Origin of the sequence: Pseudochrobactrum sp. AO18b, assembly GCF_000409565.1 — a bacterium.
Classification (GTDB): Bacteria; Pseudomonadota; Alphaproteobacteria; order Rhizobiales; family Rhizobiaceae; genus Pseudochrobactrum; species Pseudochrobactrum saccharolyticum.
Genome location: NZ_ANNO01000002.1, coordinates 1 through 16,519, shown reverse-complemented (window position 1 = coordinate 16,519; position 16,519 = coordinate 1). Strand labels below are relative to the sequence as shown.

The following is a 16,519-nucleotide window of genomic DNA, read 5'->3' as shown; positions in this document are numbered from 1 at the left end:
GTCTTTTTCAAAACTATAGCACAAGCTGATCTTACAGATCGTCTTCTTCGTCTTCCGGTGCGCTCTTCATTGAAGAAAGCTTGGCGAAGACTTTATCCGCATCCAGCTCATCCGATTCGTCATTGCGGCTGTAATCCAGATTTTCTGTTGCCGATGCCGGCAGCAATGTATCACCGGATTCTGGCTCAATCGGACGATTGCGGGCTGCGCGGTCAACTTCGATATCCAGATCAATCTGCGAGCAGAGACCCAATGTTACCGGATCCATCGGCTGAAGGTTAGCCGAGTTCCAGTGAGTGCGGTCGCGAATCTGTTCGATGGTCGATTTGGTAGTGCCGATCAGACGGGAAATCTGGGCATCTTTCAGTTCCGGATGGTTACGCACCAGCCAGAGAATCGCATTCGGACGATCCTGACGCTTGGACAAAGGCGTATAACGCGGGCCTTTACGTTTGGCTTCCGGTACACGCACTTTTGGTTCGGACAGTTTCAGACGGTAATTAATGTCTTTCTCAGCCCGTGCGATTTCTTCACGGGAAAGCTGGCCGGTGATAACCGGATCAAGACCCTTGATACCCTGTGCAGCTTCACCATCCGCAATCGCTTTCACTTCAAGCACATGCAGCTTGCAGAAAGTTGCAATCTGGTCAAAAGACAGAGCAGTATTATCGACAAGCCATACGGCTGTTGCCTTAGGCATAAGAAGCTGAGTGGCCATAAGATATAATCCTCTCGTTCGCCCGCTCCGGTAGCGCGGGACGTGGGGTAAACCACAATTTCCGGGAATTCGTTCCCTCTATAACCAAATTTTACACAATGAGCAAGAAAACCCTGCACAGGAATTCAGCGCATTTGTAACTCACTCCCCCTGTTTGCAGGGAGATTTCGGTTATGGCGTGCCGAAAATGGTGTTTTTTGAGAACCGGAGCGGAGTGTAGCATTGAGCATTTCCAGCAAAAGTGCATAGCGGTTTTGCGTAGGACAATGCGACAAAACAAAAAACAAAGCGGTTCCACCAATTCCTTTTAAACCGGAACCGCTCCAGTACATGAGCACCGGACTCACAGAAAAACGCCATTTGCAGGCCGCCAGAGGCGAAATATCAACCGACGTCGAGGACGATTTTACCGATATGATTGCCCTCTTCCATGCGTTCATGGGCACGCCAGGCATCTTTCAGCGGGTAGATCATATCCATCACCGGAGAAATCGTGCGGCTGGCGAGCAACGGCCAGACCTTTGATTCCAGATCCGCTGCAATCTGCGCTTTGAAAGCCACATCACGCGCACGCAGGGTCGAACCGGTATGGGTCAGACGCTTGGTCATCAGCTTGGCAAAATTGGCTTTCGCCTTGGCTCCGCCGAGAAAGGCGATCTGTACAATGCGCCCTTCAACCGCCGCCGCATCATAATTACGGTCAACATAATCCCCGCCAACCATATCAAGAATAACATCTGCACCCTTGTTATTGGTGGTAGCTTTAACCTGCTCGACAAAATCCTGCTCACGATAATTAATCGCAACATCCGCCCCGATCTTCAGACAGGCGGAGCATTTTTCCGCAGAGCCTGCTGTTACGATCACTTTGGCACCCAGCGCTTTACCAAGCTGAATTGCCGTTGTGCCGATACCGGAACTGCCGCCGTGAATCAGCAATGTCTCACCGGCCTGCAACTGCCCGCGCTGCACCGCATTGTGCCAGACGGTAAAAAGTGTTTCCGGCAGAGCCGCCGCCTCCACATAACCATAACCGGATGGCAGCGGTAGCGCATTGCCTTCACAAACCACGGCATATTCAGCATAACCGCCGCCTGCCAAAAGGGCAGTCACCGCATCACCGGCCTTATAACGCTGCACATCTGTGCCAATAGCCACCACATCACCGGCCACTTCCAGCCCCGGCAAATCTGAAGCACCGGCAGGCGGCGGATAATGCCCCTGTCGTTGCAGCACATCAGGACGGTTCACACCGGCAGCTTTCACACGGATCAAAATTTCGCCTTTACCCGGATGCGGCACGGCACGCTTGACTGGTTTCAGTACCGATGGCGCACCGGCCTGTTCAATCGCAATTGCCATCATCTGGGAAGCAAGTTCCGTTGTCATATCCGCTCCTTAAATTCTCTGATCCGCCCAAAGCGCTTTCCCTGATCTAGTGGTCAGATTACGACATTTGCGCCCGTTCGTGACAGGTGCAGAGCAAATGTCGCAATCAAAAAGACCACTAGCAACTAAATAATGCTAGTGGATTTTTCGAATTTGCCGTTTGAAACAACATTTGTGTCGACGGGAGCTCAAACGGCAAATTCAATCCACTAGCCATATTATGCAGAAAAAATGCAATCCATAAAAATCATATCGCTAATGATGCAGGTTTATGAGATGCTGAAAACTTATGTGGCCTGCCCGCCCTGAATTTAAAGGCAAACAGGTCACGAATATTGCGAACCATATTGAAAGCTGCCGTGGACAGGCTGCAGCAGGAAGTGAGGAAAACGCCATGTTCTTTGATGATAATGCGCAGGAGACAACAACCTATAATCACCATATCGGTGAGGATGTGACCCTGCTTTCAGCGGCTGAAATCGACAATCGTATTGCCTTGCTTAAAGCGGAAATCCGCCGGTTGGAAACCGATCGCAATGACAGAAATCGCAGCCGCGCGGCCGCAGAGGCACTGTTTCGCCTGTAAGCCTTTGCTATTTCCGGATACACCACAGTTTCAGAACCTCTGCTCTCAAACAGGCGGGGGTTCTTTTTATTTTACCTGACACAATATCTCATCAATACAAAGCCTTGCACTCTTCCAAGTGATAGGTCAGCATGGTTACACTCAATCTGTCCGAAGCGGCAATTTCACCTTGCAGTTTCGGACGAACAGGTTTCAAGATCAGAAAACTGTAAAACAGCCTGCAATAGAATAAAGGATTCTGCGTGTTCCGTTCCTATGTCCAGATTTTCGCACTGCTTTGCGGCACCGCTTTTCTGCTGATCGGTTCAGGTCTGCACGGTCTTTTATTGCCACTGCGCGGAAATGTGGAAGGTTTCTCGGTTACGGCTCTGGGTCTGATCGGTACGACATGGGCAGGCGGTTTCGTTGCTGGCTGTATTTTTGCGCCGCGTCTAGTGCGCCGTGCCGGACATGTACGGGCTTTCGGCTTTTTCGCATCCACTGCGGCAATTGTGGTTTTGCTGACCGGCCTGATGGTTGACGCTTCAATCTGGGTGGTTCTGCGCGCCATTACCGGTTTTGCGATGGCCGGTATTTTCATGGTCATTGAAAGCTGGCTGAATGAAAAAGCCACCAATGAAACACGCGGTAAAATTTTCGGCCTCTATATGATGGTCAACTACGGTGCCGTCATGACCGGCCAGATGCTGGTGATTACCGGCGATGTCGAAGGCAGTTCGCTGTTCATGATTGCCGCGATCTTCTTCTGCCTTGCGCTGCTGCCAACCGCAGCTTCCAAAGCATCTTCGCCACGCCCGCTGACCGAAGTGCAGCTTGATCTGAAAAAGCTTTATGCCAATTCACCGGTTGCCTTTGTCAGCGTGATCCTAATCGGCATTGCCAATGGTGCATGGGGTACACTCGGTGCGGTTTTCGGCTCGCTCAGCGGTATTGATAAAACCACAATCGCGCTGATGGTCAGCTTTACCATTGCTGCCGGTGCATTAATGCAAATCCCTGTCGGACGCTTTTCCGACCGTATCGACCGCCGCTATGTCATGGCCAGCGTGGCCGGTTCTGCCGCTCTTATCGGTTTTCTGATTTTTGCCATCGCACCAACCAACGGCACACTCATTCTGGTCATGACTGCGCTTTACGGCTCGCTTGCTTATGCGATTTATCCGGTTGCCGTTGCTCACGCCAATGACCACGCAACACCTGAAACTTTCGTCAAGGTTTCCGGCGGGTTACTGCTGCTTTATGGTTTCGGCACCATGCTCGGGCCACTGATTGCTGCGGAAGCGATGAATAATTTGTGGCCTTCCGGCCTGTTTCTGGTGACAGCGGTCTCGCATATTGCCATTGCCGGTTATGCTATTCTGCGCTCGCGTAAACGCGCCTCGCCGCTGCCTTCCGAAAAAGAGCAGTTCCAGAGCATGGCTGCGGAACGCCCTGCCACACAGGAAAGTGTGCTGCTTGATCCGCGCTCTGAGGCGGCACAGGAAGATAAATCCGCCCCTGTACCGGAACCGGCAAAATCAGAGAACTGACACACGGGTAGTTAGCTCTTTTACCCAATATAGCTATTTACGGGCATGGAGCGCTGCCTGCATCAGCCTGCGGAATTTCGGACATTCCGTATGGGTTTCTGCAGGGCATTTAGCCACATGCCGCAAGGCCTTGCTGAGTGTTGCTAACTGACGGATCTGCAAATCCAGCTGGTCTGCCCGCTGATGCAATGCCTGTCGCGGCAGATCAGCCGAACCGTCTTTTCCGAACATGCCTTTCATCTCGGACAGTGGAAAACCCGCTATCTTCCCCAGCGAAATCAAAGCCAGTTGCTGCAGCACTTCCGGTGCATATTGACGGCGTAAACCATGGCGGCTGAAAGATTCAATCAGGCCGATCTCCTCATAATAACGGAGTGCGAAAGCTGACACTCCGCTCTTCTCCGCCAGCACACCTATATCAAGAAGTTTCATACTTGACCTCAAGTTGACTTGAAGTGGCAATGTAACGGCGACTCAAACAAGCCACAAGAGGAACAGCTGTGGGTTTCGCCCTCTCTGATACTTCTCCTCGCCTAGCAATCCTTGCTCTTTCAGACTCCATGCTGCTGGCCTCCATGGCCGTGAGCATCACCGCTGTCGCATTACCGGCGCTCAGCAGAACATTGGATGCTCCTGTGTCTGCGGTTCAATGGATTGTGCTGATTTACCTGTTGTCCGTCACAATAGTGATTGTGCTGGCGGGGCGTTGTGCCGACCTGTTCGGCCAGCGTTTTATCCTGCTGACCGGCCTGATAATCTTTACAATCAGTTCGCTGCTTTGCGCCGCAGCGCCAAATCTCACACTGCTCATTACAGCCAGAGTGATACAGGGCATAGGCGGCGCCATTCTCATGGCATTACCGGTCTCAATCATAAGAGGCATGGTTTCCGGCGAACAGACAGGCTCCGCCATGGGGCTTCTCGGTTCCATGTCAGCAATCGGAACCGCGCTTGGCCCTGCTCTCGGAGGCATTCTGATTGCTGTCTTTGGCTGGCGTTCCGCCTTTATCCTGCTGGCAATATCCGGTTTTTTCTTGCTGGTTCCGGCTATCAAAGCGATACCGGCATCACCGCCAAATCATAAAACCAGCCGCTCGCTGGATCTGTCAGGCGCGACCCTACTGGCTATTGTGCTGTTTCTCTATGCAGTGATTACGACCGGAAATAAAAACGGACTGAACTGGGATATGGCTGTCACCATTCCGGCGGTTCTGGTTGCCCTGATAATTTTTGTGGGTATTGAAAGCCGGTCTTCTTCGCCGCTGGTGCCTCTGTCACTCTTGCGCAATCCTGTTATCAGCGCCTCGCTGATAACCAATCTGCTCATCAGCTCAGTGATGATGGCAATGCTGGTGATCGGGCCATTCTTCTTGTCATTCGGCCTGCTGCTGGGGGAAGCGACAACAGGACTGGTTGTCGCTGTCGGCCCTGTTGTTGCGGCGCTGGCCGGTATCCCTGCCGGACGCATTACAGACCGGTTTGGTATAAGACGCGCGCTGGCTTACGGACTGGCTGTCATGAGCATTGCACTCATCTGCATGGCCTTACTGCCCGTCAGGTTCGGAACGGCAGGATATATTTTATCGCTGATAATGCTGACACCGTGTTTTCAGCTGTTTCTGGCCGCCAATAATACAGCCATCATGCTTGCAGCACCCGAAAACCAGCGCGGTATCTTGTCCGGATTGCTGGGCCTGTCGCGCAATCTGGGACTGATGACCGGCGCATCTGTCATGGCCACAATATTTGTTACCGCACTGGGACAGGAAGAGCTTGTTCATGCAGCTGCAAAATCCGTCGGATTTGCCTTTACTGTCACCTTGCTGACGGCAGCAGGACTTGCACTGCTTTCGTTGATAATCACGCTCATCAGCATAAAAAAATAAATCCGGTGCGGGCCTGATATCCGGCCTGCACCTCATCTTTCAGAGCCTGCCCATCCGGCGGTTCTGTCTGAAACTGTGCTTTACAGTTTAGCGTAGTTAATGTCGGGTGACTTGGGTCCTAAGCTTTTCTATCTGTTCCTTCAGATACAGCTTTTTGCGTTTAAGATCGGCGATCGTCAGCGTATCAGTAGCTGGCAATGCTGCGGCGTCGGAAATTTCCTTTTCCAGTGCATCATGCTTCTTTTCCAGTGAGGCAAGATGGGATTCAAGTGCCATTATTGCTTCTCCTTTATATTTACGCGTCACTCTCATTTTGTCAGCGGATCAGGCTCCAAGACCCGTTCGGTCTGCAGGAACCTGCTTGTGACAGTTCCCAGCCTCGAACCAGACTATGACAAAACAATGACAGTCTTGCATGAGATGTGATTAATGTCGAATTCATATTTGGCACATTTCAACTTTGCCAAATTTGTGCTACGGCAAAGCTGAAAAAGGGCGGATTATACTGACCTGCGGTGCTTCTGTGAAAATCGCAACCCATATTGGTGCGCGATAAATGCAGATGTTTGCGGTTCTGTTCTCGCTGTGAAGACAAGATCAGATGGAATATGCCATGGCCGATCAGGAACAAGCCGAAATTCGCCTCTCCGTTGCACGGTTGCGCCAGGAACACACGGATTTTGATCTTGCCATTAATGCGATGATGCAGACCGGTTGTAACCAGCTCAGCATTCAGCGCATGAAAAAGAAAAAACTCGCGATCAAGGATCAGCTGAGCAAGCTGGAAGATAAAATCATTCCGGATATTATTGCCTGAGTTCGGCACCAAAACCGAGTCGATTACTTTACATTCTCACCGCAAATAAAAGACCGGCAGACTTTTACGAAGCCTGACCGATTTTTTATTTTTTAAATCCAGCACCTGACAGGACATTTCATGGCAGATAACACACCAACTTCCCCGAAAGTCGCCATCATTATGGGCAGCCAGTCCGACTGGCCAACCATGCGCAATGCGGCGCAGGCACTGGATACGCTGGGGGTTGCTTATGATGCCCGTATTATTTCTGCGCACCGCACGCCGGATCGCATGGTTGAATTTGCCAAAACGGCACGCGATCAGGGCTTTCATGTGATTATCGCCGGTGCAGGCGGTGCCGCCCATCTGCCGGGTATGGTTGCATCCATGACGCCGCTGCCGGTCTTTGGTGTGCCGGTACAGTCCAAAGCGCTGTCGGGTCAGGACTCGCTGCTTTCCATCGTCCAGATGCCTGCGGGTATTCCTGTCGGCACAGTAGCCATCGGCAATGCCGGTGCCACCAATGCTGCACTGCTTGCCGCTGCAGTTCTGGCACTGCATGACAAGCCGCTGGCAGACCGTCTGGATGCCTATCGCAAAGCCCAGACCGATGCCGTGGCTGCCGCCCCGAAAGATGAGGGCTGAGCCATGCTGCAAGCAGGATCAACAATCGGAATTATCGGCGGCGGTCAGCTTGGCCGTATGCTGGCCATGGCGGCAGCGCGCCTGAGCTTCAAAACCATTATTCTGGAACCGCAGGCGGATTGCCCTGCCGCACAGGTCGCCAATCGTCAGATCGTGGCTGCCTATGATGATCGCGCCGCCTTGCTGGAACTGGCTGAAGCCTGCGATGTTATCACTTATGAGTTTGAAAATGTGCCGGTAGAAGCCGCACAGTTTCTGGCAACAAAAAACATTGTCTCCCCGCCACCGCTGGCTCTGGAAATTTCTCAGGACCGCGTTGCCGAGAAACAGTTTCTCAATGAGAGCGGTATTGCCACCGCACCATGGCGTGTGGTTGACGATGTGCAGGATCTGGTCGCAGCGCTTGGCGCGCTGAACGAGCGCGGCATTCTGAAAACCCGCCGTTTCGGCTATGACGGCAAAGGTCAGGTGCGCCTGAACAGCCTCGATAATGACGCTGCGGCGGAAGCCATTGCTGCCATTAAAAATGCTCCGGCAATTCTTGAAGGCTTTGTGGAATTTACCCGTGAAGTTTCTGTCATTGCCGCACGCGACAAGGCAGGCAATGTCCGCCTTTATGACATTGCAGAAAATGTTCACAAGAACGGCATTCTCGATACCTCAACCATACCGGCATCAATCAGCTCTGAAACCGCAGCCGCCTGCACCGAGGCCGCACAGAAGCTGCTTCACGCGCTGGATTATGTTGGTGTGCTCGGCTTTGAATTTTTCGTTCTGCCGGACGGTTCTGTCGTTGCCAACGAATTTGCACCGCGTGTGCATAATTCCGGTCACTGGACAGAAGCGGCCTGTGCTGTTTCGCAATTTGAGCAGCATATCCGTGCTGTGGCCGGCCTGCCGCTCGGTGATCCGCGACGTCACAGTGACTGCGTTATGGAAAACCTGATCGGTGATGATGTGCTCAAAGTTCCGGCGATTCTGGCAGAATCGGATGCGGTACTGCATCTCTATGGCAAGGCCGAAGCACGTGAGGGACGCAAAATGGGGCATGTCACACGCATTAAAAACGGAAAATAACACCGTTTTGCGGGTTCCATGCGCATCAATGGTTGACAATTGACCCATTCATTGACTATTTCACCTCAACCATTCAAACGTGCTCTTTGGCTCGCTCTGAAACATGCTCCCAAATACGGGAAACGGTTTTGGGAACAAGGCATGTATAGAAACAAAGAGCTGGAACGAGCGCAGCGTTTCTAATGAAATGAGACACGTTCCAGGAATATGCCCAATTCGGGCCAAACACATTGGTGAGTAACATGAAGATCAAGAATTCGCTTAAAGCGCTCAAAGGCCGTCATCGTGACTGCCAGCTGGTTCGTCGTAAGGGCCGCGTATACATCATCAACAAAACTGCTCCTCGCTTTAAAGCCCGCCAAGGTTAATCTTGGGGTAATAAGCTGAGTGAGACAACTCTGAGAGTTGTTTCAGACAGTAAGTTGTAGAGAATTTTAACAGCGCCGGTATTAATTTACCGGCGCTGTTTTTATGCCTTTAATCAGCCGGTTTCTGCTTTATGATAGCACTATGACCAAGACACGCAGCTCCCTCACCGTTTCTCTGATATCAGCCCTGATGATCACGGGCGCTGCGGGCTTTGCTGCGGCAGAAGATATCAGTGCTACCGGCAAAACAGAGCCGCAGCCCATGCCGCCTGCCGTAACCATACCTGAAGCTCCGACACCGGCACCAATCAACAACACGGCGGCAAAACCCAAAGAAAAACCGAAAAATCCCGATGTGGAAATGGCAGGACCGCTCACAGAAACCCGCCGGAAAGAACAGGAGCAACTGTTCACGGATTTGCGTAAAGCATCCACACCGGAGAAGTCCCATGCCATAGCCAGCCGCCTGCGCCAGAGCTTTGTGCGCACCGGCAGCGATAGTCTGGATCTGATGCTGCGCTGGGCAGAAACAGCCCTCAACCAGTCACGCGATGCGGAAGCGCAGGATTATATTGATGAGGTGATGGCACAGCGCCCTGATAATGCAACGGTCTGGCAATTGCGCGCCCGCTTGCATCTGCGCCGCAACGAGCTGGCTCCTGCCCTCAATGACATCAGACAGGCAATGATTTTAGAGCCGCGCAATTTTGATGTTCTCATCAATTATGCAACTTTGCTGCGCGAAACCGGAAACCGCAAAGGTGCCCTCCGGCTTTATGAACAGGCTTTGAGTGTTTATCCGATGATGAAAGAAGCGCAGGATGAAATGCTGAAGCTCACGGAAGCTGACAGCGATACCGCCCTCTGAACCCGCAATTAGAGCGACCTTGTGTAGTGCCAAGTCTGGCACACGGCGCTCTAAAAGCCCCTTACGGGGCTTTTAGCTTATTCGCTGATGATTTTCACACGGTCGCCCGCAGAAACCGTACCGCCGCTCGGCAGAGCATTCAGAAGGCGGAAGAGATCAAGCTTGCGATCAGTTCCCTGCATCCGGTTGGCCAGCGAGCCGAGCGTATCTCCGGCTTTCACACTGATCACGCGGATGCGCAGCGGTTTCGCTGCAGCCTGCTCGGCTGGTGTCAGCACGCGGAAGCTTTGTGTGGTTGCCTGTGTCGTCGCGCTCAAAGCATTGCTGTTTTTCGGTGCGGCGATGAGGAAGCGATAAACTTTCTGGCCGGAAGCGATGACAACAATTTCAAACTGCCATTTATCGGCACTGGCACGCGCAGTGGCTGCAGGCAAACCATTGATTGTGGTTGTCTGCACAGACTGTTCATCAAGGCCTGTCACCCATCCGCTGCGCAGATAGGCTGCAAGATCACCGCCCTGCGGCAGTGCTGCACCGTCAAAACGGATAGCCAGTTCACCCGGACCGCTGGCCATAACGGCACTGGCTGAATTATCAATCGTAAAGCCCTGCGGAACACTGAAAGTCACACCGAGTTTCGGGTGAATAAAGGTGCGCTCACGCACAAAACCTTCCTGCGGCGTGTCACCATAGAGCAGGCCGTCAATACCGTTCAGGAATGAAGGGCGGTCAGTGGTGCCGACACCCGGCGCACCGATGCGACGTGCATGGCCGATAGCCAGATCAACGCGCTGTGGTGTGGCCGGATGGCTGGCCAGAAAGTCGAGGCTGGCATCGGTCGCACCGGAGACAGAGCGGAAGCCCGTATAGGCTTCCATCGACTGCAGAAAACGTGCCGAGGCAAACGGATCATAACCCGCAGCGCCGATCATTTTAATGCCGATTGCATCAGCCTGTAATTCCTGATTACGCGAGAACTGGGCAAGACGCAGCTTGCTGCGGATTGCCGCCTCACGACCGGCCGCATCATCATGCAACACCTCGGAGGCAACGCGTTTGGCAAGTACGGATTCCGCTTCTTTTGCCTGTCGCAGAATACCGTGATTGGCCGTGACATGCCCCATTTCGTGGGCGATTACAGCAGCCACTTCAGATGAATCATTGGCAAGTGCCAGCAAGCCGCGGGTCACATAGAGATAACCGCCGGGCAGCGCAAAAGCATTGATATTCGGGCTGTTGAGAATTGTAATGCGGTATGTCTGGTCAGGATTGTCAGAAACCGTTGTGAGATTGCCGACGATCTTTGCAACCATGCGCTCAAGCTTGGCATCTTTATATTCCCCGCCATAGGTGGCGAGAATACGCGGATGCTGCTGCGCGCCAAGCTGTGCCAGCTTGTCATTCTTGCTGACATTGGCAACCGTAACCGGATTGGACGACGGGCCGATCACATCGGGATCACTGAAATCTACAGTACGGCAGGCAGATAAAAGCGCGACCAGACCAATAGCGGCTGATCGTTTGAAAACTGGAGAAATAGAGGGCTTTTCCGCTGCGGAAAACCGTGCTGCCCTTAAAAGCATATCCAGTGTCGTGTCCCCGTTTACTTCAAAGCTGATTTGGCGGTGCCGGTTGCACGGCCTGTTCAGCGATTCTGTCTGCTCGTCTGCAAGCGAATTGCCCGCAATATAAACAATGCTCTTCTGAATAGAAGTGAAATGATTTTTGCGGTATTTCACAAATTGTCAGCTATTGCATCATTAGTAGATATAGGCTGCTTCTCTGTTTAACCAGAGCCGGTCGCATTAAATGATCGTAATGCATCCGCACCAGATTGCTTGAACAGCCGCATAGGCGGCGGCTCAAGTCGAGCATTTAACTGCGCATGCTTTGTGTCAATATCACGTCATTCGCTATGATAATCTGATTATCGTATTGTAATCAGGATGTTTTATGCTCTGACGTGCCCATATAGTCACGCACGGGCTGAGGGCCGGAGGGCGAGAGCATCATGGCTGCATCACCCTGCTCTCTGATTTGCCCGTCTTTGAGAAAAAACAACGTTGAATCGAAACGCAGTGCATCTTCCGGCGTATGCGTCACCATCAGAATGGTAATACCGGTTTCCTGTTGCAATTCACGGATCAGATCCAGCATTTGCTGTCGCAAGGCGGGGCCGAGAGAAGCAAAAGCCTCGTCCAGCAGCAAAACAGGCTTGTCACGCACCAATGCGCGGGCAATCGCAACACGCTGCCTCTCGCCACCGGAAAGCGCTTCCGGTTTGCGGTTTTCTTTGCCGGTCAGCTCCACACGGTCAATGGCATTTTGCACCGCAAGATGATCCGCTTCACTCAGCTTCAGCGCAGGTGACCGGCCAAGGCTGACATTGGCGCGCACATCAAGATGCGCGAACAGATTATTCTCCTGAAACACCATCGTAACCGGCCGTCCGGCGGGGGCTTCAGTGCTGATTTCCTCGTCGCCGATCAGAATATGGCCGGAAAGCGGCGCTTCAAATCCGGCAACCAAATTGAGCAGTGTCGACTTGCCGGAACCGCTCGGCCCCACAATCACACCGGTTTCACCGGCCTTTAAATGCAGGTTGAACAGCATGTCTGTCGCTCCATAGGAGAAACGAACATTATCAAGGGTGATTGCAGCATTATGTCGTGTCATGAGGCATTCCGCTCAGTAGATTTGCCTGAATTGATCCGGCTGCCGGTTTTATCAGTGATAAGCATCAGTGCAAAACAGATTGCGGCAAGGATCAGCGCAAGGCCTGCTGCGTCACTGGTACGATAGCTGCCCATGCGCTGCAACAGAAGATAAGGCAAGGTCTGCACCGCATCGCTGCCGAAAAGAGCAATCGTGCCGAGATCGCCCATAGACAGCGCCATGGCAAAGATAAAGCTCAGGATAAACGGACGGCGGATGACCGGCCAGTCGATCAGACGCAGACGGTTGAGCCCGCTGATACCGAGCGACGTGCAGAGCCGGTTATTCTGTGCCGCTGCACTGTCCCATGCAGGGCGCAGCAAGCGCACCGCAAAAGGCATAGCCATGACACCATTCACAGCAATGACCATGAAAGGTGCGAGCGTGAATACATCGGTGAACTGGCGCAGCAATATGAACCAGCCCGCACCGATCACAATCGGCGGAATAATCAGCACCAGACTGGAACCGCTGTCGAGGGCAGTGGTGAAAAAACTGCGCAGCCGGTGCGGCGATTTCAGATTTTGCGCGGCGCTAAATTCGCGTGCGGTGACCAGCGTAAGCGACAACACGACACAAAGACTGGCTGCGCCAAAAGCCAGCAAAAGCGAGGTGATAATTGCCTGCTGCACCACGGTTTCATTCAGCAAACGCCACAGATCAGAGCCCAGACCAGACAGAACCATCCCGAGAACAGGCAAGGCAATGAACAAAGTGGCAAAGAGGATAATGATACCCGATGAGATTTTAGACCATCTGCCGTGGTGAATATAATCACGGTTGGTCGTGACCAGAGACAGACCTTCTTCTGTCGGCTTGCCGGTCAGACGCAGCAGGCACAACACGCCAATAGTCAGCAGCAGCTGGGTGAGCGTGAGGGCAACAGCACGCGCCAGATCAAAATCAAAATGCAAGGCCTGATAGATAGCGACTTCCAGCGTAGTCGCGCGGGGGCCTCCACCCAATGTCAGCACAATGGTAAAAGAACTGGCGCAGAGCATGAAGATCAGCCCTGCAATACCGCTCAAATTTCGGGCAATCACCGGCCATTCGATCAGCCGGAAACGGGCAAAGCTGCCCATACCCAATTGCGCCGAGAGTTTCCAGTAATCCTGAGGGATGGATTCGAGACTGGCCAGCAGCAAACGTACTGCAAGCGGCATATTGAAAAACACATGCGCCAGCAAAATACCGGCCAGCCCGTAAATATCCGGTATCAGCGGCAGACCTAAAGCCGTACTGCCCTGCGCGATAAAACCATTGCGCCCGTAAATACTGGTAATACCGAAAACAGCGACCAAGGACGGCAATGTCAAAGGCACGGCGAAAAAGCGCAGCAGTAATTTGCGGCCGCGAAATGCGGTATTGGCATGGAGTGCACGGGCTACCGGCAGTGCAAACAACACTGAAAGCAGAACTGACAACAATGCCTGCAGCAGCGTAAAACGCGTAATATTCCATAAATAGCTGTCAAAAGCGGCAAGCGCATCGCTATCGGATTGCAGTCCCTGAATGCCAAGCGACAGCAAAGCCCCGCCGGTCAGAACCAGCAGCAGCATCAGCGCGATAAAGCCTGAGACAGTTTTGAAACGGAAGGCCTGCATAATTCTCCGTAAATGCCCCGCCGCACGATGCGGCGGAAGCAGTCATATTGAGCTCAGAAACAGTTGTACCTTAGCGGCTCATGGCTTTCAGCCACTCATCAACCCATGCTTTGCGGTTTTGTGCAACGGTTTCAGAAGCAATCAGCAAGCTCTTATCCGGTTTTGGCAGAGCATCAAAAGCCGCATCGAGCGGCGCAGATGTGTCATAGGCCGGATACATCCAGTTGGTCTGCGGAATAACATCCTGAAAACCGGCTGTGGTCATGAATTTCAGAAACTCTGCAGCACGCGGGTTTTTAGCACCATTTATCGTCTGACCGGCCAGTTCAATCTGGAGATAATTACCTTCCTCAAAAGTCACTGCTTTATAACGCTCGGTTTTATCCGAGATCATGTGATAGGCGGCAGAAGTCGTATAGGACAGCACCATCGGCGCCTCGCCTTTGGTGAACAGGCCATAGCCCTCGGACCAGCCCGGTGTAACTGTCAGCACGCGCTTGCTGAGCTTCTGCCACTGTTCCCCAGCCTTGTCGCCATAGAGGTCTTTCACCCAGAGCATCATGCCCAGACCCGGTGTCGATGTGCGCGGATCCATCAGAATGATTTTCTGCGAAGCATCGCCGTCAATCAGTTCTGCCATGGATTTCGGCGGATTTTTCATCTTCTCACTGTCATAGATCACAGCGAAATAGCTGTAATCATACGGCAGGAAAACCTCGTCCTGAAAATTATCAGGCACATTGCTTTTCACATCGCTCAACCCGTGCGGGGCGAACAAGCCGGAGGCTTTGGCATCATTGATAAGATTGGTATCAAGCCCCAGAACAATATCGGCCTTGGTAGATTTGCCTTCCAGTTTCAGGCGATTGAGCAAGGCCACACCATCGGCAACAGCGACAAAATTGACAGTACAGCCGCAGGATTTTTCAAAATTCTCTTTAACCTTCGGACCCGGACCCCAGTCAGATGTAAAACTGTCATAGGTATAGATGGTCAAGTCCTGAGCCTGTGCTGCACTTGCGCCGAGGCTTAAAACGGACAGAAGACCGGTTGTGAGAAGTAGATTTCTGATAAGCATAAGATAACAGCCGCGCGGGCTCTCCTCTGGTTATGAATTGATCCAAGGATTGAGCGCCGGAAGCCGGACAGCATCTAATCCCTCCGCCGGTACAAACCGGATCAGGTTCAGCGGGTTAGCCGGAGACCGGCCTCTCAGCCTCCGAAACCGAAGGCACCCCGTTAGAGCGAGCGGACAATAGGATAAAACAGCATCGAGGAGCAAGCGGATTGTTAGAGCATCTCCGGCTCAGATGGTTTCATTTGAGCTGCTGCGAACATGCGGCAATTAAAAAAATTGAAGCGAGCGCAGTGGGTACGATTAAACGCGACACGCTCCAGACTTCCGGTCTGTGAAACAGCGTGATATGCAGCACCATGTCAAAATTTCTCATTCTTCTCGGCGGTGATCTGACCGTCACTTCGCGGCTGAAAAAACAGATTGCCGGTGCACGCGTTTTGGCGGCAGACAGCGGCATGCGCCATGCGGCTGGCCTTGGCGTGGTGCCGGAATTATGGCTCGGCGACTTTGATTCCACTGATACGGCACTGGCCGCACAATATAAGGACATTGAGCGGCAGGTCTTTCCCGTTGCAAAGAATATGACCGATGGCGAACTGGCATTACATGAAGCCTATGAACGCGGCGCAACAGAGGTGATTTTGGCCGGCGCTTTTGGCGGCGAGCGCACCGATCACACATTTCTGCATCTCAGTATGGCGGTAGCGCAGGCACATAGAGGGCGAAAAATATTTCTCTCCAGCGGCCACGAGGAAGCAACACCGCTGATCTGCGGGAAAACCGGTTTTGACCTGCCGGAAGAAACATTATTCAGTATTCTGGGCTTTGAGACATTAACCAGATTATCAATTTCCGGCGCCGAATGGCCGCTGGATAATGTGACTGTACCGTTTGGCTCTTCTTTAACGCTTTCAAATAGGGTAAAAGAAAACTTAACAGTGACGTTAGGTGGAGGCGCGGCAATTTTAGTCGCATCGCCTGCCATTGATTCAATCTGATGTGACTGAACGTAAAAACCTGTAAATTGTTTTGATAGTTGCCGTCTTCTTTTTGCTATAAAATGCAGGAGATTATGGCAAGTGAGTAGCCTCAACGGGAGTAACTTTAGATGAAATCACGTCTTTCTATGATCGCAGTAACAGCAGTGCTCGCGTTTTCGACTGTTGCCTGTACAACAGGCGAACAGCGCACCGCCGGTTACGGTGTGGGCGGCGCAGCACTCGGCGCGCTTGCCGGTGGCGCTATTGGTGGTAACGG

The 16,519-nt window shown here is 52.6% G+C and carries 17 protein-coding genes and 1 riboswitch; of the genes, 9 read left to right on the top strand and 8 right to left on the bottom strand.

The window, feature by feature from the left end:
• Positions 1–31: 31 nt before the first annotated feature.
• Positions 32–718, bottom strand: a complete 687-nt coding sequence (locus A918_RS0100185; RefSeq protein ID WP_022709100.1) for a DUF1013 domain-containing protein — start codon at positions 716–718, stop codon at positions 32–34.
• Positions 719–1,102: 384 nt separating this feature from the next.
• Positions 1,103–2,107, bottom strand: a complete 1,005-nt coding sequence (locus tag A918_RS0100180) for an NAD(P)H-quinone oxidoreductase (RefSeq protein ID WP_022709099.1) — start codon at positions 2,105–2,107, stop codon at positions 1,103–1,105.
• Positions 2,108–2,396: 289 nt separating this feature from the next.
• On the opposite strand from A918_RS0100180, the gene A918_RS22415 reads away from it, so the two are divergent.
• The gene (locus A918_RS22415) at positions 2,397–2,693 is read left to right on the top strand and encodes a DUF1192 family protein (protein ID WP_022709098.1); all 297 of its coding nucleotides are present in this window, start codon (positions 2,397–2,399) and stop codon (positions 2,691–2,693) included.
• Positions 2,694–2,935: 242 nt separating this feature from the next.
• Positions 2,936–4,222, top strand: coding sequence for an MFS transporter (locus A918_RS18965; RefSeq protein WP_022709097.1), 1,287 nt, complete (start codon positions 2,936–2,938; stop codon positions 4,220–4,222).
• Positions 4,223–4,255: 33 nt separating this feature from the next.
• On the opposite strand, the gene A918_RS0100165 is transcribed toward A918_RS18965, so the two are convergent.
• Complete coding sequence (locus tag A918_RS0100165) at positions 4,256–4,654, bottom strand: helix-turn-helix domain-containing protein (RefSeq protein ID WP_028233182.1); 399 nt, start codon at positions 4,652–4,654, stop codon at positions 4,256–4,258.
• Between the two features lie 68 nt (positions 4,655–4,722).
• On the opposite strand from A918_RS0100165, the gene A918_RS0100160 reads away from it, so the two are divergent.
• Positions 4,723–6,108 (top strand): MFS transporter, encoded by a 1,386-nt coding sequence (locus tag A918_RS0100160; RefSeq protein WP_022709095.1) that lies wholly within the window; start codon positions 4,723–4,725, stop codon positions 6,106–6,108.
• 96 nt (positions 6,109–6,204) lie between these two features.
• Here A918_RS0100160 and A918_RS0100155 read toward each other — a convergent pair whose 3' ends face one another.
• Positions 6,205–6,387: a YdcH family protein gene (locus A918_RS0100155; RefSeq protein ID WP_028233180.1), complete on the bottom strand. Its 183-nt coding sequence runs from the start codon at positions 6,385–6,387 to the stop codon at positions 6,205–6,207.
• 334 nt (positions 6,388–6,721) lie between these two features.
• Here A918_RS0100155 and A918_RS0100150 point away from each other — a divergent pair, with 334 nt between their 5' ends.
• From A918_RS0100150 to A918_RS0100135, 5 genes are all read left to right on the top strand, one after another.
• Positions 6,722–6,925: a YdcH family protein gene (locus tag A918_RS0100150; RefSeq protein ID WP_033315775.1), complete on the top strand. Its 204-nt coding sequence runs from the start codon at positions 6,722–6,724 to the stop codon at positions 6,923–6,925.
• A gap of 120 nt (positions 6,926–7,045) precedes the next feature.
• A complete protein-coding gene (purE, locus tag A918_RS0100145) occupies positions 7,046–7,552 on the top strand; it encodes a 5-(carboxyamino)imidazole ribonucleotide mutase (protein ID WP_028233179.1) in 507 nt (168 codons plus the stop codon).
• Between the two features lie 3 nt (positions 7,553–7,555).
• Positions 7,556–8,629: a 5-(carboxyamino)imidazole ribonucleotide synthase gene (locus tag A918_RS0100140; RefSeq protein ID WP_022709092.1), complete on the top strand. Its 1,074-nt coding sequence runs from the start codon at positions 7,556–7,558 to the stop codon at positions 8,627–8,629.
• Positions 8,630–8,871: 242 nt separating this feature from the next.
• Positions 8,872–8,997, top strand: a complete 126-nt coding sequence (gene ykgO, locus A918_RS21415; protein ID WP_075657282.1) for a type B 50S ribosomal protein L36 — start codon at positions 8,872–8,874, stop codon at positions 8,995–8,997.
• A gap of 142 nt (positions 8,998–9,139) precedes the next feature.
• Positions 9,140–9,865, top strand: a complete 726-nt coding sequence (locus tag A918_RS0100135) for a hypothetical protein (protein WP_156831350.1) — start codon at positions 9,140–9,142, stop codon at positions 9,863–9,865.
• 77 nt (positions 9,866–9,942) lie between these two features.
• On the opposite strand, the gene A918_RS0100130 is transcribed toward A918_RS0100135, so the two are convergent.
• From A918_RS0100130 to thiB, 4 genes are all read right to left on the bottom strand, one after another.
• Positions 9,943–11,448 (bottom strand): M48 family metalloprotease, encoded by a 1,506-nt coding sequence (locus A918_RS0100130; RefSeq protein WP_051138948.1) that lies wholly within the window; start codon positions 11,446–11,448, stop codon positions 9,943–9,945.
• Positions 11,449–11,806: 358 nt separating this feature from the next.
• Positions 11,807–12,541, bottom strand: coding sequence for an ATP-binding cassette domain-containing protein (locus A918_RS0100125; RefSeq protein WP_022709089.1), 735 nt, complete (start codon positions 12,539–12,541; stop codon positions 11,807–11,809).
• Complete coding sequence (gene thiP / locus A918_RS18960; RefSeq protein ID WP_022709088.1) at positions 12,538–14,184, bottom strand: thiamine/thiamine pyrophosphate ABC transporter permease; 1,647 nt, start codon at positions 14,182–14,184, stop codon at positions 12,538–12,540. The genes A918_RS0100125 and thiP overlap by 4 nt, the downstream gene beginning before the upstream one ends.
• A gap of 70 nt (positions 14,185–14,254) precedes the next feature.
• A complete protein-coding gene (thiB, locus tag A918_RS0100115; protein ID WP_022709087.1) occupies positions 14,255–15,262 on the bottom strand; it encodes a thiamine ABC transporter substrate binding subunit in 1,008 nt (335 codons plus the stop codon).
• Positions 15,263–15,323: 61 nt separating this feature from the next.
• Positions 15,324–15,433, bottom strand: a riboswitch (TPP riboswitch).
• Positions 15,434–15,618: 185 nt separating this feature from the next.
• Here thiB and A918_RS0100105 point away from each other — a divergent pair.
• Complete coding sequence (locus A918_RS0100105; RefSeq protein WP_022709085.1) at positions 15,619–16,260, top strand: thiamine diphosphokinase; 642 nt, start codon at positions 15,619–15,621, stop codon at positions 16,258–16,260.
• Positions 16,261–16,519: the final 259 nt, after the last annotated feature.